The sequence below is a fragment of the Paracoccus sulfuroxidans genome, assembly GCF_007830335.1.
GTDB lineage: Bacteria > Pseudomonadota > Alphaproteobacteria > Rhodobacterales > Rhodobacteraceae > Paracoccus > Paracoccus sulfuroxidans.
The window spans coordinates 35377-53464 of record NZ_VLKU01000003.1 but is presented as its reverse complement, the minus strand read 5'-3'; the positions used below and the strand labels follow the sequence as shown (position 1 = coordinate 53464).

General features: G+C 63.6%; 17 protein-coding genes. 9 read left to right on the top strand and 8 right to left on the bottom strand.

The genetic code is table 11. The features are described 5' to 3' along the window. Window positions 1–40: 40 nt before the first annotated feature. From IQ24_RS05195 to IQ24_RS05180, 4 genes are all read right to left on the bottom strand, one after another. Entirely contained in the window at window positions 41–334 is a 294-nt protein-coding gene (locus IQ24_RS05195) for a c-type cytochrome (RefSeq protein ID WP_199756490.1), read from the bottom strand. 177 nt (window positions 335–511) lie between these two features. Then, window positions 512–1258, bottom strand: coding sequence for a metallophosphoesterase (locus tag IQ24_RS05190; protein WP_145396751.1), 747 nt, complete (start codon window positions 1256–1258; stop codon window positions 512–514). A 51-nt stretch (window positions 1259–1309) separates the two neighbouring features. Further along, entirely contained in the window at window positions 1310–2899 is a 1590-nt protein-coding gene (gene serA / locus IQ24_RS05185; RefSeq protein ID WP_145396750.1) for a phosphoglycerate dehydrogenase, read from the bottom strand. 110 nt (window positions 2900–3009) lie between these two features. Next, window positions 3010–4155, bottom strand: coding sequence for a phosphoserine transaminase (locus IQ24_RS05180; protein ID WP_145396749.1), 1146 nt, complete (start codon window positions 4153–4155; stop codon window positions 3010–3012). 243 nt (window positions 4156–4398) lie between these two features. Between IQ24_RS05180 and IQ24_RS05175 the strand changes: the two genes are divergently transcribed. The 7 genes from IQ24_RS05175 to IQ24_RS05145 all read left to right on the top strand — a co-directional run bounded on the left by IQ24_RS05175 (window position 4399) and on the right by IQ24_RS05145 (window position 11720). After that, window positions 4399–6453: an HNH endonuclease gene (locus tag IQ24_RS05175; protein WP_158637478.1), complete on the top strand. Its 2055-nt coding sequence runs from the start codon at window positions 4399–4401 to the stop codon at window positions 6451–6453. Window positions 6454–6505: 52 nt separating this feature from the next. After that, window positions 6506–6967: an SMI1/KNR4 family protein gene (locus IQ24_RS05170; protein ID WP_158637477.1), complete on the top strand. Its 462-nt coding sequence runs from the start codon at window positions 6506–6508 to the stop codon at window positions 6965–6967. A gap of 272 nt (window positions 6968–7239) precedes the next feature. Then, a complete protein-coding gene (locus IQ24_RS05165; protein ID WP_145396746.1) occupies window positions 7240–7908 on the top strand; it encodes an HNH endonuclease in 669 nt (222 codons plus the stop codon). A gap of 44 nt (window positions 7909–7952) precedes the next feature. Then, window positions 7953–8423, top strand: a complete 471-nt coding sequence (locus IQ24_RS05160; RefSeq protein WP_145396745.1) for an SMI1/KNR4 family protein — start codon at window positions 7953–7955, stop codon at window positions 8421–8423. 107 nt (window positions 8424–8530) lie between these two features. Then, a complete protein-coding gene (gene serB / locus IQ24_RS05155) occupies window positions 8531–9406 on the top strand; it encodes a phosphoserine phosphatase SerB (RefSeq protein WP_145396744.1) in 876 nt (291 codons plus the stop codon). Window positions 9407–9503: 97 nt separating this feature from the next. Next, on the top strand, window positions 9504–10196 hold the full coding sequence (locus tag IQ24_RS05150; protein ID WP_145396743.1) for a CDP-alcohol phosphatidyltransferase family protein: 693 nt from the start codon (window positions 9504–9506) through the stop codon (window positions 10194–10196). Window positions 10197–10247: 51 nt separating this feature from the next. Beyond that, window positions 10248–11720: an ABC transporter substrate-binding protein gene (locus IQ24_RS05145; RefSeq protein WP_145396742.1), complete on the top strand. Its 1473-nt coding sequence runs from the start codon at window positions 10248–10250 to the stop codon at window positions 11718–11720. Window positions 11721–11784: 64 nt separating this feature from the next. Here IQ24_RS05145 and IQ24_RS05140 read toward each other — a convergent pair whose 3' ends face one another. From IQ24_RS05140 to IQ24_RS05130, 3 genes are all read right to left on the bottom strand, one after another. Next, window positions 11785–12753, bottom strand: coding sequence for a lytic transglycosylase domain-containing protein (locus IQ24_RS05140; RefSeq protein ID WP_242007923.1), 969 nt, complete (start codon window positions 12751–12753; stop codon window positions 11785–11787). Between the two features lie 15 nt (window positions 12754–12768). Next, window positions 12769–13248 (bottom strand): hypothetical protein, encoded by a 480-nt coding sequence (locus tag IQ24_RS05135; RefSeq protein WP_145396741.1) that lies wholly within the window; start codon window positions 13246–13248, stop codon window positions 12769–12771. 119 nt (window positions 13249–13367) lie between these two features. Further along, complete coding sequence (locus IQ24_RS05130; protein WP_145396740.1) at window positions 13368–14174, bottom strand: L,D-transpeptidase; 807 nt, start codon at window positions 14172–14174, stop codon at window positions 13368–13370. A gap of 291 nt (window positions 14175–14465) precedes the next feature. Between IQ24_RS05130 and IQ24_RS05125 the strand changes: the two genes are divergently transcribed. Then, window positions 14466–14726, top strand: coding sequence for a GlsB/YeaQ/YmgE family stress response membrane protein (locus IQ24_RS05125; RefSeq protein ID WP_145396739.1), 261 nt, complete (start codon window positions 14466–14468; stop codon window positions 14724–14726). A 148-nt stretch (window positions 14727–14874) separates the two neighbouring features. Here IQ24_RS05125 and IQ24_RS05120 read toward each other — a convergent pair whose 3' ends face one another. Then, window positions 14875–16179, bottom strand: a complete 1305-nt coding sequence (locus IQ24_RS05120; protein WP_145396738.1) for a D-amino acid dehydrogenase — start codon at window positions 16177–16179, stop codon at window positions 14875–14877. Window positions 16180–16453: 274 nt separating this feature from the next. Here IQ24_RS05120 and IQ24_RS05115 point away from each other — a divergent pair, with 274 nt between their 5' ends. Next, a complete protein-coding gene (locus tag IQ24_RS05115; RefSeq protein WP_145396737.1) occupies window positions 16454–18082 on the top strand; it encodes an MFS transporter in 1629 nt (542 codons plus the stop codon). The last annotated feature ends 6 nt before the right edge of the window (window positions 18083–18088 follow it).

Sequence of the window (18088 nt, the reverse complement as noted above, 5' to 3'; positions counted from 1 at the left end):
ATTCCCGCCAGCAGAAGGCGGCGCGTCAGTCCCTGCCCGGTCATGACTTCACCTCGGCGAACCATTTGGCCAGCATGTCGATCTGCGCCTCATCATAGCCCTTCATTAGCCGGGGCATCACCGTCGCCCCCTGCACCTCATCCGCGCGAAAAGCCCGCAACAGCGCCGCCGTCTCTGCCTCAGGCAGACCCGCGATCGAGGGGATCGCCCCCGCCGAATGCCCGTCCGGGCCGTGGCAATTCGCGCAAGGACCGGCCAGAACCGCAGGATCGACCGGCCCCTCGGCCAGCGCGCCAGAGCCCGTCATCAGAAATGCAATCAGAAGTCTGGTCACTGTCGGCATATCCGCCCCTCCCGCGGCCTGAACGGCACGCGCCTGATCCGGTGATTTCCTGAAAGGACCGCGCATCCGGGACCTGAGCGCCGCAAGGGCATCGTCTCGGCCCGCACCGGGCACGATCACGTCAGTCGCAACCTGTTCTCAACTTTCTGGGCCATTCGCCCTGATGCGTCAACCGGCCAGTGGCTGCGGCAGCACCGGCTCGCGCCCAGCATCCGTCAACTGGTGGATCCGGTCGCCCTCCAGCACGACGGCGGCCAGCGGCCCGCCATAGGCCGCACCGGTGTCGATGGCCAGCCGGTTGCCCAGATGGCTGACATGGTCGACCGTGGTGTGCCCATGCACAACCAGAACGCCGTGATCGGTCGCCTGATCCAGAAAGCCCGCGCGGATCCAGACCATGTCCTGCTCGGTCTGCCGGGACAGATCGACGCCCGCCCGGATGCCCGCATGCACGAAAAGGGCCTGCGGCGTCAGGTGGTAAAGCGGCAAAGCGGACAGCCAGCGCACATGGCTTTCAGGTACGGCACGCATCACGTCGCGGTGGATGTCGTCATGGCTCCGCCCCTCGGTCGCGATGCCGTAAGAGGCCAGCGTCTCGGGCGCGCCCAAAGCCGGATGGTCGATCCAGTGCCGCCCCGAGGTCAGCCCGGGGTCAATCCATGTCGGGTTCAGCGCGAATTTAGGCAGGAAGCGGTCGTGATTGCCCTTCAGGATCATCCAGGGTTGCCCCTCGGCCTGCCCCTGCATCAGATAATCGACCACCTGCCGCGACTTGGGCCCGCGATCCAGCAGATCGCCGACATGGACAACCAGCCCCTCGCCACCCTGACGGCGGCGGTCCTCTTCGATACGCGCATGGGCCTCTTGCAGCAGGTCAAGATGCCCATGAATGTCGCCAATCGCATAGATGCGCATGTCGGCCCCCTTAGATCGTCCCCCCGGACCCTAATCCGGGGGGAGCAAGGGTTAAACCTCGAATTGCAGCGGACGCACCTGCAGGAATTTGCCGGTGTCGCGCAAAATCCCCAGCGTCTTCGCAGTCAGCGCCTCGTCCAGATACAGGATCGCGATGGCGTCATCGCCGGATTTGGTCCGGCCCAGAGTGAAGTTTGCGATGTTCACCCCCAGATCGCCCAGCGTCATCCCCAGCGTGCCGATCACGCCCGGAACGTCCTTGTTGCGGGTGTAAAGCATATGCTCGCCGATCTCGGCATCGACGTTGATCCCGCGGATCTGGATGAATCGCGGCTTGCCATCGCTGAAGACCGTGCCCGCAATCGACCGCTCGCGGTCATCGGTCACCACCGTCACCTTGATATAGCCGTCAAAGACGCCGGTCTTGCTTTGATGCGTGGTGGCCAGCTGCACCCCGCGCTCCTGCGCCATGACCGGGGCCGAGACCATGTTCACATCCGGGTTCGTCGCCTTCATCACGCCCGCGATCACGGCCGCATTCAGCGCCTTCAGGTTCATCTCGGCCGCAACGCCGTCGTAAAGCACGTTGATCGCCTTGATCGGCTCATCGGTCATCTGGCCGATGAAGCTGCCCAGATGCTGCGCCAGCTTCAGCCAGGGGCCCATGATCGCGGCCTCTTCGGCAGTGACCGAGGGCATGTTCAACGCGTTCTGCACTGCGCCGGTCAGCAGGTAATCCGACATCTGCTCGGCCACCTGCAGCGCCACATTCTCCTGTGCCTCGGTGGTCGAGGCGCCCAGATGCGGCGTCACGACCACATTCGGCAGGTTGAAAAGCGGGCTCTCGGTCGCGGGCTCGACGGCAAAGACGTCCAGCGCCGCACCGGCCACATGGCCCGACTTCAACAGCTCGGCCAGCGCCTCCTCATCAATCAGCCCGCCCCGCGCGGCGTTGACGATGCGCACACCCTTCTTGGTCTTGGCCAGATTCTCGCGCGACAGGATGTTGCGGGTCTTGTCGGTCAGCGGCACATGCATGGTGATGAAATCGGCGCGCGCCAACAGCTCGTCCAGCTCGACCTTCTTCACGCCCAGTTCCTTCGCCCGCTCCTCCGACAGGAAGGGATCATAGGCGATGACCTTCATCCGCAGTCCCAGCGCCCGGTCGATCACGATCGAACCGATGTTGCCAGCCCCGATCACCCCCAGGATCTTGTTGAAGACCTCGACCCCCATGAAGCGGTTCTTCTCCCACTTCCCCTCATGGGTCGAGACCGAGGCCTCCGGCAGCTGCCGCGCCACGGCAAACATCAGGGCAATCGCATGCTCGGCTGTGGTGACCGAGTTGCCGAAAGGCGTGTTCATCACGATCACGCCCTTTTTCGAGGCGGCCGGAATGTCGACATTGTCGACCCCGATCCCGGCGCGGCCGATGACCTTCAGATTGGTCGCGCTTTCCAGCAGCTTGGCCGTGGCCTTGGTGGCCGAGCGGATCGCCAGACCGTCATATTGACCGATGATCTCGGCCAGTTTCTCCTTGTCCTTGCCGATTTCCGGCAGGTAGTCGACCTCGACGCCGCGATCGCGAAAGATCTGAACGGCGGTTTCCGAAAGCTTGTCCGAAACAAGAACCTTGGGCATCTGTCTATCCTCTTGGATATGCGGGGACAGGCGCAGGATCATCCCTGCGTCACGATTTCTTCGTTGGGAAAGTACCCCGGGGGGTGCGGGGGGCAGCGCCCCCCGTTCTCTTAGGCCTGCGCGGCAATCTCGGTCTCGAACGCATGTTCGATCCAGGGCATCAGCGCTGCGACATCCGATGTCTCGACCGTCGCGCCACACCAGATCCGCAGACCCGCAGGCGCATCGCGGTAAGCCCCGGCATCCAGCGCCACGCCCTCTTTCTCCAGCCGCTTGGCCACGGCCTTGGCGAAAGCTGCGCCATCCTTGATGCGCGGATCGGTGAACTTCAGACAGACCGAGGTGGTCGAGGCCGTCGCCGGGTCCTGCGCCAGATCGGCGATCCAGTCCTTGCCCGCGATGAAATCCCGCACGGCGGCAGCATTGGCGTCACAGCGCGCGATCAGGCCCTTCAGCCCGCCCAGACCCAGCGCCCATTTCAGCGCGACCAGATAATCCTCGACGCACAGCATCGAGGGCGTGTTGATCGTCTCGCCCTTGAAAATGCCTTCGATCAGCTTGCCGCCCTTGGTCATGCGGAAGATCTTCGGCATCGGCCAGGCGGGGGTATAGCTTTCCAGCCGCTCGACCGCGCGGGGCGACAGGATCAGGATGCCATGCGCACCCTCGCCGCCCAGCACCTTCTGCCAGCTGAAGGTGACCACATCCAGCTTGTCGAAGGGCAGGTCCATGGCGAAAGCGGCCGAGGTCGCGTCGCAGATGGTCAGCCCCTCGCGATCCGCCGGGATCACGTCGCCATTCGGCACCCGCACGCCCGAGGTCGTGCCGTTCCAGGTGAAGACCACGTCATTGTTGAAATCGACCTGGGTGAAATCGACGATCTGGCCATAATCGGCCTTGCGGACCACCGCATCCAGCTTCAGCTGCTTGACGACATCGGTGACCCAGCCCTCGCCGAAGCTTTCCCAGGCCAGCATCTCGACCTTGCGGGCACCCAGCAGCGACCAGAGCGCCATCTCGACGGCGCCGGTGTCCGAGGCGGGGACGATACCGATGCGGTAATCTGCCGGAACGCCCAAAACCTCACGCGTGAGGTCGATGGCCTCGGCCAGCTTGGCCTTGCCAATGGCGGCACGATGCGAGCGGCCCAGCGGCGCGTCAGCAAGCATGTCCAGCGAAAAATGGGGGATCTTGGCACATGGGCCAGATGAAAAACGCGGATTGACCGGCCGCGTAGCCGGAGCAGTCGTGCTCATGATGTTAGCCTTCCAGCTATAAGCGCCGCGTTGGGGCGGCGTGTCCCACCGACGGGAATATGCCCGGCCTCGATTCGGAGCAAGTGCAGAAATCACCTCCCAAGGCGATTTTTCGCCAGCGCGGAAAATCCGCGTGGCAACGCCTTCCGGGCCATGGCAGGCTTTCCGCTAAAGTTGCCTTTGATTTCAATGAGTAACAGGCAACCACCAGTTGTAATCAGTTCTCAAGCTTGCAGGTACAGCATGTCGATCGAACCGACAAAAAGACCCCGGACCGAAACCCCTCCTGCCCCTCCTCCAACCAAGCCTGTACCGCCTCCTGCACAGGACACCCCCACTCAGGGCCCCGGCGCACCGGCCCCGACGACGCCACCACCTGCGGGCGATCCGACCCCGGCACCCGGCGTTCCGACGGAAAAGCCCGCGCCCGATGTCACGCCCGAGCGCAAGGCCGAAATCGACAAATATGTCACCGAAAATGCCGGCAAGCGCGAATCAAGCTGGATCTTCTGGAAGGATGAAAAGGGCGGCGAGGCCATCGGCGATGCGCTGACCGGCAAATCTCCGCTGGGCAAGATGACCCCGGCCGAACAGGCCTATATGTCCCAGCAGGCGGTGAACGCCTGGGGTGCGCAGGACCCCGGCCAGATGCGGGAAAACATCAAGGAGGCGTCCGAGCGGGTCAAGAACGACCCGCAGGCCCGCGCCGCCCTTGCGACGGCCATGGCCGCACCCGCGCTCAGCGACGATGATGCGGTCCGCCGTGTAGGCGCGATCCTCACGACCAGTGAAATCTCGCAGAGGAATCACGAGCTGTTCCAGGCCGCCGCCAAGCTCGATCTGGGCGCAGTCATCAAATCCTATGAGGGCAATGAGACCGGGCTGGCCCAGCGCATCGCCTCGGCGGATGAGCCGACCCGCAAGGCCATGTGGGATGCTCTGGGCGACCCCGGCCGGATGCCGCAGGAACAGCAGCAGAAGATGACGGCCCTTCTGTTCTTCTCGGATCAGAAGGCCAAGGACGCGGGCCCGGAATACCGCCAGAGCATGGCCAATGCCATCGCGCTGGCGCGCAGGCCCGGCGGCACGCCTCAGGACAAGCTGGCCCGCCAGACCATTGCGTCGAACCTGACGGCGGTGATGAACACCGACAAAGGCCGTGACATGCTGCTGAACCCCGAAAATACGGCGGGTTCACGGCTTTGGGCGATGAATGAGATCGCCAATCAGACTGGCTGCATCAACGCCGCCAGCTTCGCAGGCTTTGATGCGGCGGCCCTGAAGGACCGCCCGGGCAACCCCGGCACGGGCAAGCCGCCCAGCGGCGACAAGCCCGATGAGGGCGAGGTCATGGCCGATATGGCGCAGATGGCGCTGGACCTGACCGGGCTGGTCGACCCGACGCCGATCTCGGACGGGGCGAACACGCTGGTGTCGCTGTTCCGGGGCGATGTTGGCGGCGCGCTGATCTCGGCCGCGGGGATGTTGCCCTATGCCGGCGATCTGGCCAAGGTCGGCAAGCTGGGGAAATGGGCCAAGACCATCGACAATGCCGTCGAACTGGCCGCGCGCGACTCGAAATTCCTGGAAAAAGCCAAGCCCGCGCTCGAGACCATTCGCGGCGCGATCAACAAGATCCCGGAAAGCGTCATGAATGCGCTGCCGGAAAGCGCGCAGAAAACCTTGCGCGGCATCGCAAAGAAGATCGACGACGCCCTTGGTGCAGCAGCCCGGCGCGCGCCCCTTGTCGTGGATGATGCTGTTGGCTCCAGCGCGCGGGTCAACGGCCGGGATGTCACCGTCGGTGAGTTGCCGACGGTCAACACCCGGCCCGACGGCAAGCTTGAGGTTACGACCGTTGATGGTAGGACTGTCAAAGTCAACGAACCGCAGAAATATGACACCCGAGTGGAAAACCCCGATGGCTCGGTTACCTATACCAAAAAGGGCCACACGATGACCTATGACAAGAACGGCTTCCCGCAATTCGATTCGAAGGCCGACATCTATCTGGACCCCAAGCACATCAATTCGAAAAACGAAGCGGAGCATTTCCGCGAGGCCAACGAACAGGTGGCAAAGGCGCTTGAAAATGACCCCTCACTCGCCGACAGAATGGGGCTTACCCCTGAACAGGTCCAGTTCTTCAAAGATGGCAAGAACTTCAACCAGTCCCCGCCCGACCTTACCTGGAACCACCATCAGGATGCGGGCAAGATGGAGCTTGTCGACCGCGAGATCCATAGCACTTTCCCTCATACTGGTGGCATGGCCATTTGGGGCGGCGGCCGAAGCTGAGCCACCCCAGCCCGCATCTACACCCGGCAGTTACGTCAAGACGGAGAACAGCATGGCCAGCATCACTTGGTCCCCTTACAAGTCCGGCCTTCCGGAAGTCACCGATGCCGATCTGAACGAGGTCGAGGCCGCGCGTGGCGTGAAGCTTCCCGCCGACTACCGCGAGACGGTGAAAGCCCATCGCGGCGACATTCCGACGCCCGGCGTTGCGAATGTGGGCGAGGCGCAGATCCCCGTGAACGCGCTGTTCTTCGTGAAAAAGGACGCGACGGAAAACAACAGCTACAACATGTGGTCCTATATCGAGGATATGGACGGAGAGCTGGGCGATCTGGCCGCGCGGCTGGTGCCCTTCACCTCGGACAGCAGCCACGGGATCTTTGTCTTCGACTATCGCAACGGCGACACGCCCTCGGTCTCGCTGGTCGATATGGACCTGACCGAAGAGGAAGATGGTCTCATCACCCCGGTCGCAGGCAGTTTCGCGGATTTCCTGAACGGGCTGCACGACTAGGCCTGTCGCACCACGGCACGAGATCCGAAGGCCCCGCCGCAACCGGCGGGGCCTTTTTGCTGCGCGCCATCACGATCGCGAAACCGCCGCAGATGCGGCGCGAAAAGGCGGCAATCCTCTGATCCCATGGGTAGAAAAAGGCGGGTTTTTGCCCTGTCCCGGCGCCCCCGTGGGCAAGGCATCTGCGCGATGCTAGCATGCTTTATAGACGCTTAAACAATGAGTTGAACATCAACCCGCGATTGTAACGAGTTCATTTTACAGGTGCCAATATGCCCGCACTTCGTCCTCTTTCCGGAAGACAAACCCGCCTTCAGAACAACCCCTATATGTCCGTTTCCGCCCAGCAAGCCCTGACCGGAAACAAGCCCGCCCCGCTGATTGTCGACGGGAACAAGGGCAAGACCACCATGGTCGGTAACAATATGATCACCATCGGTGACCCGCCGAAAACGTGGCGGCGTCAGAAGGACGACCAACCGCAGGCCCAAAGGGTCGACGGCACGACGGTGACGGTCAATCAGCCCAAAAGCAATGTGACCTGGGTGATGAACCCTGATGGCTCGAAGGTCGGCACCAGCTCGAACATCTCCGAGAAGGTGACCTACGACCCGAATGGTTTCCCGGTGTTTCAATCGAAGGCGGACGTTTATCTCGATCCCAAACACATCAACACCAAGGATTCAGTCGGGCATTTCAAAGCCGCGAATGAAGCCGTGCAAACTGCGCTAAAGGGTGATCCACGCCTTGCCGGACGCATGGGCCTGAGCCAACAACAGAGGGACGATTTCCTCCAGGGCAGAAACTTCAATAGCTCGCCCGCCGACCTGACCTGGCACCATCATCAGAATATGGGCCTGATGAAACTGGTCGACCGAGCCCCCCACGCCGCCTTCAAACACACCGGCGGTATGGCGACCTGGGGCGGCGGGCGCAGCTAGCCGCCCGTGACCGCATCCCAATTCTGTTCTAAGCGAGGACCGACATGGCCGAGATTGAATGGCACGACTACAAATCCGGCCTGCCCCCGGTGACTGACGCGGATCTGGACATTCTGGAAGAGGTGCGCGGCGTCGCCCTGCCCCCGGATTACCGCAGCACCGTCAAGGCGCATTTCGGGCAGATCCCCGAACCCTCGGTCGCGGATGTGGGCGAGGCGCGGATCCCCGTCAACGCGCTGTTCTTCGTCAAGCAGCATTTCGAGGGCGACGATTTCAGCTATAACACATGGCACTATATCGAGGCGCTGGAGGAAGATCTGCCACCGGATGTTGCGGGAAAACTGGTGCCCTTCACCTCGGACAGCAGTCAGGGCATTTTTGTCTTCGACTATCGCCTGGGCCCCGACCCCTCGGTCGCGCTGGTGGATCTGGACGTCACCGAAGACGAAGGCGCTGGTGCCATCACCCAGGTCGCGGGCAGCTTTGCCGCCTTCCTTGACGGTCTTCACGACTGATCCATGATCCGTGGCGCGGGTCTCTGACCACTCGCGCCGCGCGCTTCGCGATTGAAGCTGCGGTTCTTCTTGGCTAGTCCTGCGCCAAGCATCAGCCCGGAGGCTTCATGTTCACGCTTACGCTTCTTGCCGCACCCGACCGCGCCGACCTGCCCTCATCCCTGGTCGAGGAGTTGCGCAAGCGCTGGAACGGCGGCCCGGCCCGCTGGCTGGAACGCGAGGTCGCCGCCGAATTCCCGCTTGAGGACCAGCCCGCCGGTTTCTGGGACCGCTGGGAGATGCTGCAGGAACTGGGCTTCGACATGGCGCTGCAGCCCTCGCAGGACCGACGCAAATCCATCCTGCTGGCCGATATGGATTCGACCATGATCCAGCAGGAATGCATCGATGAGCTGGCCGATTTCGCCGGAGTAGGCGAACGCGTCGCCGCCATCACCGCCCGCGCCATGAACGGAGAGCTGAATTTCCACGAAGCTCTGGTCGAGCGTGTGGGCCTGCTGGCAGGGCTTCAGGAAAGCGTCATCGAGCAGGTACTGGACAGCCGCATCACCCTGATGCCCGGCGGTCGCACGCTGATCGCGACGATGAAGGCGCATGGCGCCTATACGGCGCTGGTCTCGGGCGGGTTCACCGTCTTCACCGAGCCGGTCGCCGCCGCCCTGGGCTTTGACGAACACCGCGCCAATACGCTGCTGTCCGAGGATGGCGTCCTGACCGGCCATGTCTCGCTGCCGGTGCTGGGCCGCGAAGCCAAGATCGAGGCGCTGGAACAGATCACCGCCCGCCACGGCCTGACCCCGGCCGCGGCCATCGCGGTCGGCGACGGCGCGAATGACCTTGGCATGCTGCACCTGGCCGGAACCGGCGTCGCGCTGCACGCCAAGCCCTCGGTCGCGGCGCAGGTCAGCGTCCGGGTCAACCACGGCGATCTGACCTCGCTTCTCTATCTGCAGGGCTATTCGCAGCCGGAATTCACGCTTTAAGCAGGCGGTCGGGCAGAAGCGCATCAGTCGCGTGCTCATGCGCGATAAGACTGCAAGCGAACTTGCGAAATTGACGAATTGGTGACAGAAGCGGGCGATGCAGCTTCGTTTCAAAGCCCTTTCCGTTCATCTGCTGACAGCAACCGGTGCCGTCCTGTCGATGCTGGCCCTTTTGGCCGCGGTCGAGGGGCAATGGCCGAACATGTTCTTCTGGCTGGTAATTGCGCTGATCGTCGACGGCGTTGATGGCCCGCTGGCCCGCCGGTACGAGGTCAAGTCCAACTGGCCGACCTATGACGGCGTGCTGATGGACCTGATCATCGACTACCTGACCTATGTGTTCATCCCGGCCTATGCGCTGTTCAAATCCGGCCTGCTGGAGGGCTGGACGGGCTGGATCGCGATCATCGCCATCGTCTATGGCAGCGTGATCTATTTCGCCGACACGCGGATGAAGACCAAGGACAATTCGTTCATGGGCTTCCCCGGCTGCTGGAACATGGTGGTGCTGGTGCTGTTCGCGCTGAAGCCGAACCACTGGATCATCCTGCTGATCGTGGTGGCGCTGACCGTCGGCATGTTCCTGAACGTCAAGTTCATCCACCCGGTGCGCACCGAGCGCTGGCGCTGGATCTCGCTTCCGATGACGGCGGGCTGGGTCTTCTTCGCCATCTGGGCGGTCGTGGTCAATTTCCACCCGCAAAGCTGGGCCAGCTGGGGTCTTGTCGTCACCTCGGCCTGGCTGATGTTCGCGGGCATCGCACAGCAACTGACCGAGCCTCGGACTTGATCACCGCCGAAATGCGCTGAATGATACCCCGACACCATGGGGGGATATCGGATGCTCAAGACACTCCTGCAGGCGGCCGCCATCTCGGCCCTGATCTCGATGCCGGCGCTGGCCCAGCAGGACCATATCACGCTCGGCATGGTGCTTGAGCCGCCGAACCTCGACCCCACCGGCGGGGCGGCAGCGGCCATCGACGAAATCGTCTACGCCAATATCTTCGAGGGGCTGACCCGCGCCGCCCCTGACGGCAGCACCATCCCCGGCCTCGCCGAAAGCTGGGATATCGAGGAGGGCGGCAAGACCTACGTCTTTCACCTCCACAAGGGCGTGAAATTCCACGACGGCAGCGATTTCGATGCGCAGGATGTGATCTTCTCGCTGGACCGCGCGCGCGCCGCCGACAGCACCAATGCGCAGAAATGGCTCTTCGAAGGCATCGAGAAAATCGAGGCCGTCGACCCCCAGACCGTCCGCATCACCCTGAAAGCGCCCGACGGCGCCTTCCCCTTCAAGATGGCCTGGGGCGATGCTGTCATGGTCGATGAGGCGAGCATCAAGGACATCGCCACCCATCCGGTCGGCACCGGCCCCTTCCAGTTCGGTGAATGGCGTCAGGGCGACCAGATCTCACTCACGGCCTTCGACGGCTATTGGGGGCCGAAACCAGCGCTGAAATCCGCAACCTTCCGCTTCATCGGCGATCCGACGGCGGCCTTCTCGGCGATGATGGCGGGCGATATCGACGCTTTCCCCATCTATCCCGCCGCCGAAACGCTGGCCCAGCTTCAGTCCGACCCGCGCTTCAAGGTCCTCGTCGGCACGACCGAGGGCGAAACCATCCTCGCGATGAACAACGCCAAGGCGCCCCTCGACGACAAACGCCTGCGCGAGGCGATCTCGCATGCGATCAACCGGCAGGACATCATCGACGGCGCAATGTTCGGCTATGGCACGCCCATCGGCACGCATTTCGCCCCGCACAACCCCGACTACACCGACCTCACGTCCAAGTCGCAATTCGACCCCGAGCTTGCGCAGAAGCTGATCGCGGAAACCGGCCTCAAGGACATCAACCTGCGCCTTGCACTGCCGCCCACCCCCTACGCCCGCCGCGGCGGAGAGATCATCGCAGCCGAGCTTCGCGCCGTCGGCATCCAGACTCAGACGATCAACATGGAATGGGCGCAATGGCTCGAACAGGTCTACAAGAACGCCGACTATGACCTGACGATCATCAGCCATGTCGAGCCCATGGACATCGGCAATTACGCCCGCGATGACTATTACTTCAACTACCACAATCAGGCCTTCAAGGACCTGATGACCAAGCTCGACGCGACCGTCGACCCGGCCGAACGCTCGATGCTCCTCAAGCAGGCGCAGGAAATCATCGCCGACGACTACGTCAACGCCTATCTCTTCCAGCTGCCAAAGACCGGCGTCGCCAAGGCCGAGATCGAGGGCCTGTGGGAAAACGCCCCCATGCCCGCCAACGACCTGACAAACGTCCGCTGGACCAACTGAAGCCCCAATTTCTTCGTTGCCCAAATACCCAAAAACCCGGCCGCGCCCCAAAGCGCGGCCGTTCCTAATTCTTCAGAACGATGCAGCGCCCGCCCAGACTTTTCAGCCGGTTGCAAAAGGCAAACGCCTCGGTCCGCGAACTGTAACCGATCTGCGCGGTATAGACCCGGCTGGCCGAGCCGGTCAGCGCGCGCCGGACATAGCTCACCCGCTTGCCGCCCAGGATCGGGCGCAGCTGCCGGTTCAGGCGCGAGACCTGCGTCGTCACCCCCGACTGGCTGCGATGCGAGGCCACGATGACGCCCCAGGGCCAGGGATGATCCTGCGTCTTGAACTCGCGCAGACGGCGGTTCCCGGCCAGTTCGATACAGGCGGCGCGGAACGGCTGCTCCTTGTCCAGACGGATGTCGACCTCACCCAGCTCCGGCGGATCGTCGCGCCAGGTCCAGGCGTTCCGCCCGGTGATCGCCTCGACGTAATCCTGCGTCTCCCAGGGCAGCGAACCGCCGCCCGAGACAAAGCGCGCCGCCCGGTTCTCGCCACCGTTATAGGCGATGGCCGCCAGCCCCATATTGCCGAAATTATCGGTCAGGCTGCGCAGATAGCGGGCCGAGGCGGCAATCGCCTTCGCCGGATTATAGGGATCGTCCAGCCCCACCATATCCGCCGTGCCCGGCATGAATTGCGCGATCCCCATGGCACCGACCGGGCTGATCGCGCCGGGCTCGAACAGGCTTTCCTTCCACAAAAGCCGGGCAAAGAAATGCGGGTCGATCCCCGAGATTTCGGCCGAGCGCTCGATGGCCGCACAAACATCCGGCACATAGGTCGCGACCGAGATGCAGATGCTCATATCACTGGTGCAGCGCATATTCTCGCTGTCGCGCGGCGCCGGGCGCGAACTGTGGGCCTCGGCGGCCTCATAGGCAGGCGCACTGATCGGGGTCGCCAGCACTGAAACCGCCGCCGCCAGCATCGGCAGCACCTTCACCATCCCCCGGCGCAGGCGGGGCAAACCAAGGCTCTTCCGCATCACGTCCCGTCTGTCCTAGCTGTCCACATCATCGCCGGTGCGTGCGGCGGCACGGGCAGCCTTGCGGCGTTCCTTCTCGGCCTCGCGCGCGGCCTTGGCGGCGGCCTGCTTTTCGGCCTTCTCGGCCTCGCGGACGCGCTTCTTCTCGGCCTTTTCGGCCTCGCGGCGGCGCTTGGCCTCGGCCTTCTCGGCCTTCTTGTCCTCGCCCTTGGGCTCGGTCGCGGCGGCAACTGCTTTCGCAGGCTTCGCCTCGGACTCCGCAGGCGCGGTGGCCTTGCGCTGCTGCTTTTCATCATTGGCGGCGCGGAAGGCGGCGGCAATGTCCTTGCGCTGCGCCTTGTCCTCGGCCGCATCGCGCGCCTCGCGCAGCTGCTTGACCAGTCGCGACAGCGCCGGGCGCTTCATCTCGGCCAACCGCTCGGGCGAGGTCAGCGCGACCAGCTCGGACAGTTCCATCCGCTCCACGTCACCGGGTTTGGGTGCCTGTTCTGCCATCACGACCTCATCAAAATGCCACAGATATCCTGCTGGAAAACTGCCACAACGCACCCGTTTGCGCCATTGAAAACGCCCCGGAAAAGACCGGGGCGTCAAGGCATTCGCGGTTTTCAACCTTAGCGCGCAGGAACCGCCGATTGCACCGGCGAGCCATTCGCCGTCTGGATCGTGGTCGAGGGCACGGGCGCGCCGGTCGCCTGCTGGTATTCATTCGCAGGAACCAGATAGCCGTCGCGGGTCTGAACCATCGGGCCTTCCATGGCGATGCTTTCTGCCTGGGTGCGGACCTTCACCTTGGTGCCGTTCGGGATCTCGTTGAAGAGGTCCATGACGTCCTGGTTGAACATGCGGATACAGCCAGCCGAGGTGGCCTTGCCGACCGAGGACGGGTCCATCGTGCCGTGGATGCGGTACATGGTGTCCTGGCCGCCCTGATAGAGGTAGAGCGCGCGCGACCCCAGCGGGTTGTCGACGCCGCCCTTCAGGCCGCCCTTGAGGTGACCGTAAAGCTCGGGCTGGGTGCGGACCATGTTGGCGGTCGGAACCCAGGACGGCCAGGCCGCCTTGCGGTTGATCGAGGCATTGCCCTGGAAGTTCAGGCCAGCCTTGCCCACGGCCACGCCAAAGCGCATCGCCTCGCCATTCGGCAGGACGTGGTACAGCAGGCGGGCATAGGGGTCGACGACGATGGTGCCGGGCGCCTCGCTGCCGTTATAGGCCACGCGCTGACGGGTGTTGCGGTCGTTCAGATAGGCGGCGCGGACGGCGTGGATTTCAATCGGCTCGCCATTCGGTCCGGTATCGGTTCGCGCGCCATAGACGGCGGGCGTGGCCGACTCGGTGGGCATCGTCGTCGGGGTGGTCGTCGGTGCACAGGCGGCAACACCAAGCCCCATCGCAAGCATGAGCGGCGCAAGACGCATCGTTAAGATCCTTCGTATGTGGTGCATCGCTAGGGATGCGACCCTGGCAGCAAAACAGATAAATCACAGCCGGGCAGGAGCAGCCTGCGGCCACGATTCGTATCGATCACTAGTGGCAAGGGTGCATGGATCAGGTCAAGCCTGCGACCGCCACGCTGGAGAAATCGTTACTAAACTGTTGCTAACAGGTTCGAAGCATCATGCATCACGGAACCAAGATGACGCCTGTGTGTTTTCTCTCGGACCGGCAAATTCCCGCCGATCAGTATCTGCAACCTAAGGAGAATACGCATGACCGCTACCGCTCTTCTTGTCACGCTGGTGATCGGTGCGATCGCTGGCTGGTTGGCCGGGCTTATCGTCAAGGGGCACGGCCAGGGGCTTGTGGTAAACATCGTCGTCGGGATCATCGGCGCCTTTATCGCCAGTTTCCTGCTACCCGCTGTCGGTCTGGTCATTGGTGCGGAAGGCTCCATCGTGGGCTCGATCATCTATGCGACGATTGGCGCCGTGATCCTTCTGGTCATCCTCAGTCTGGTCAGTCGCGCCTGACGATCCGGGCGCCCATTGCGATGCCCGCAAGATGAAGTCCCGCCCTGCCCGGTGCCACCGGACAGGGCTTATTCGTTCCGGGTCCCCGACCCGAGACGCAAAAAAGGGGCCCCTCGGGCCCCTTTCGCATCAGTTTCGGCAATCGCGATCAGGCGTGGGCGGGGGCCGCGCTGCGGGCGCCACGGGCTTTCGCAGCATTCCGCATATAGCGCGCATAGCCCAGATCGTCCGATTTGATCGCCGGGGTCTTGCCCGACATCAGATCGGCCAGCACCTGACCCGAGCCCGCCGACATCGTCCAGCCCAGCGTGCCGTGCCCGGTGTTCAGATACAGGTTCGGGATCGGCGTCGCGCCGACAATCGGCGTGCCATCGGGCGTCATCGGACGCAGGCCGCACCAGAATTGCGCCTTCGCCGTATCGCCCGCGCCACGGAACAGATCGTTCACCGACATGGCCAGCGTCGCGCGGCGGCGGTCGTTCAGGCTCAGGTCGAACCCGGCGATCTCGGCCAGACCACCCACGCGGATGCGGTCGCCCAGACGGGTGATCGCCACCTTGTAGGTCTCATCCATGACGGTCGAGACCGGCGCGCTTGCCTCATTCTCGATCGGAATGGTCAGCGAATAGCCCTTCAGCGGATAGATCGGCAGCTTCAGGCCCAGATGGCGGACCAGCTGCGGCGAGTGCGGACCCAGAGCCAGCACGTAATTGTCGGCGGTCATACGGCCCTGATTGGTGCGCACGGCCGAGATCTTGCCGCCCTCGGTCTCGATCCCGTCGATCGAGACGCCCCAGCGGAACTTGACACCCAGAGCCGTGGCCATCTCGGCCAGACGGTTGGTGAACATGAAGCAATCGCCCGTCTCATCGCCCGGCAGGCGCAGGCCACCGGCGATCAGACCGGCGGAATTCGCCAGCCCCGGCTCGGCTGCGATGCAGGCGGCGCGGTCCAGAACCTCGAAGGGGACGCCATCGGCGCGCAGCACCTCGATGTCCTTGCCCGCCGCCTCGACCTGCTCCTGCTTGCGGAACAGCTGCAGCGTGCCCTGCGTGCGTTCGTCGTATTTGATGCCGGTTTCGTCGCGCAGCTCGGAAAGGCAGTCGCGGCTGTATTCGGCGATCCGCACCATCCGGCTTTTGTTGACCGCATAGGCGGACGAGGTGCAGTTGCCCAGCATCTGCCCCATCCATTTGATGCGGGTCCAGTCAAGGCGCGGCTGCAGGACCAGCGGCGCATGGCGCTGGAACATCCATTTGATGGCCTTCATCGGAATGCCGGGCGCGGCCCAGGGCGAGGAATAGCCCGGCGAGATCTCTCCGGCGTTGGCGAAGCTGGTCTCAAGCGCGGGGCCGTCCTGGCGGTCGATCACGGTCACGTCATGGCCGGCCTTGGCCAGATACCATGCCGAGGTGACACCGATAACCCCTGCGCCCATAACGATAATCTTCATGCCTTGCGCCCTTCCCTAGAAGCTTGACCATAAAATAGCCGAAGTCAGGGAAATGAATTCCCGAAGTTGAGGCTGCGGCACTGTACTGACGCACGATTCAGCGATGACATGGCAGACATAAGATATATTCTTCGATCATACTGGAAAATATCGGGACGTATCTATGCTATCCGGGAGAGAACCGGGCACTTCCGGCATCCGGATCATGGCGATTGCCACTTTTGTCGCCCCCGCCTAAGCTTGCCCTGCCCGCCTTTCCAACCGCCGCGAAGCCGTGACAAAGCGCAAAAGCCCGTTCGCCCCCTTTCGCCACAAGGACTTCCGTCTTCTTTGGTCGGCCACGCTGATTTCGAACTTCGGCGGATTGGTGCAGGCGGTGGGCGCGGCGTGGATGATGACGCAGCTGACCGACTCACCCACGCTGATCGCTTTGGTGCAGGCCTCGAACACGCTGCCGATCATGCTGTTCGCGCTGCTTTCGGGGGCGCTGGCGGATCTGTTCGACCGGCGCAAGCTGCTGCTGGCGGCGCAGATCTTCATGGCGCTGGTCTCGGTCCTGCTGGCGGTGCTGACCTGGCAGGGGGCGATGACGCCGCTTCTGCTGCTGTCGCTGACCTTCCTGATCGGCGTCGGGCAGGCCATCTATAACCCGCCGTGGCAGGCCAGCATGGGCGATCTGGTCCCTCGCGAGGACCTGCCGGATGCGGTGACGCTGAACTCGGTCGGCTTCAACATGATGCGCAGCGTGGGCCCTGCGGTCGGCGGCATCATCACCGCCGCATGGGGCGCGGCTGCGGCCTTCGCGGTCAACGCCTTCAGCTATCTGCCGCTGCTGGCGGCGCTGACGCGCTGGCAGCCCGCGCCCGTGAAGCGCACCACCGCGCGCGAGCCGCTGCTGGCGGCCATCGGCGCCGGGCTACGCTATGTGGCGCTCTCGCCCAACCTGACGCGTGTGCTGGCACGGGGGGCGCTCTTCGGCTTTTCCGCCATCTCGATTCTGGCGCTGCTGCCGCTGGTCGCGAAATCCCATGCCGAGGGCGGGTCGCTGCTGTTTGGCCTGCTGCTGGGTTGTTACGGGCTGGGCGCGATCTCCGGCGCGATCATCAACCCGCGCATCCGCGACCGGATGGACAATGAAAACATCGTCCGGCTGGCCTTCGTGGGCTTCGCCGTCCCGGTCCTGATTCTGGCCTATACCGATGCGATCTGGCTGCATGCGCTGGCCATGCTGCCTGCCGGGGCCAGCTGGGTACTGGCGCTATCGCTGTTCAACGTAAGCATGCAGCTTTCGACACCCCGCTGGGTCGTGGCCCGGGCGCTGGCCATCTATCAGACGGCAACCTTTGGCGGGATGGCGCTTGGGTCCTGGGTCTGGGGCTCGGTCGCGTCGCATTTCGACACCGATACGGCGCTGGCCTGCGCCGCCGTCCCGCTGATTCTGGGCGCGATTCTGGGCCATTGGCTGCGCGTGCCGGAATTCGGCACGCTGGATCTGGACCCCGCAAACCGCTTCCGCGAGCCCTCGCTGAAACTGGCCGTGCGCGGGCGTTCCGGCCCCATCATGATCGTCATCGACTATCTGATCGACCAGAAGGACGTCCCCGAGTTCCTTGAACTGATGCTGGAGCGCCGCGCCAGCCGACGCCGCGACGGCGCACGCGGCTGGGCACTTCTGCGCGATCTCGAGCGGCCCGAGCGCTGGTCGGAAAGCTATCACATCGCCACATGGGACGAATATATCCGCCACAACCTTCGCCGGACCAAATCCGACACGCCGGTCACCGACGCCCTGCGCGCGCTGCACAAGGGCGAGGGCGACCCGCAGGTCCACCGCCTGATCGAGCGCCACTCGATCAGCGTCTCGGACGACCTGCCGCTGCTGGGCAAGCTGGAAGTGCCGTGACGCGAA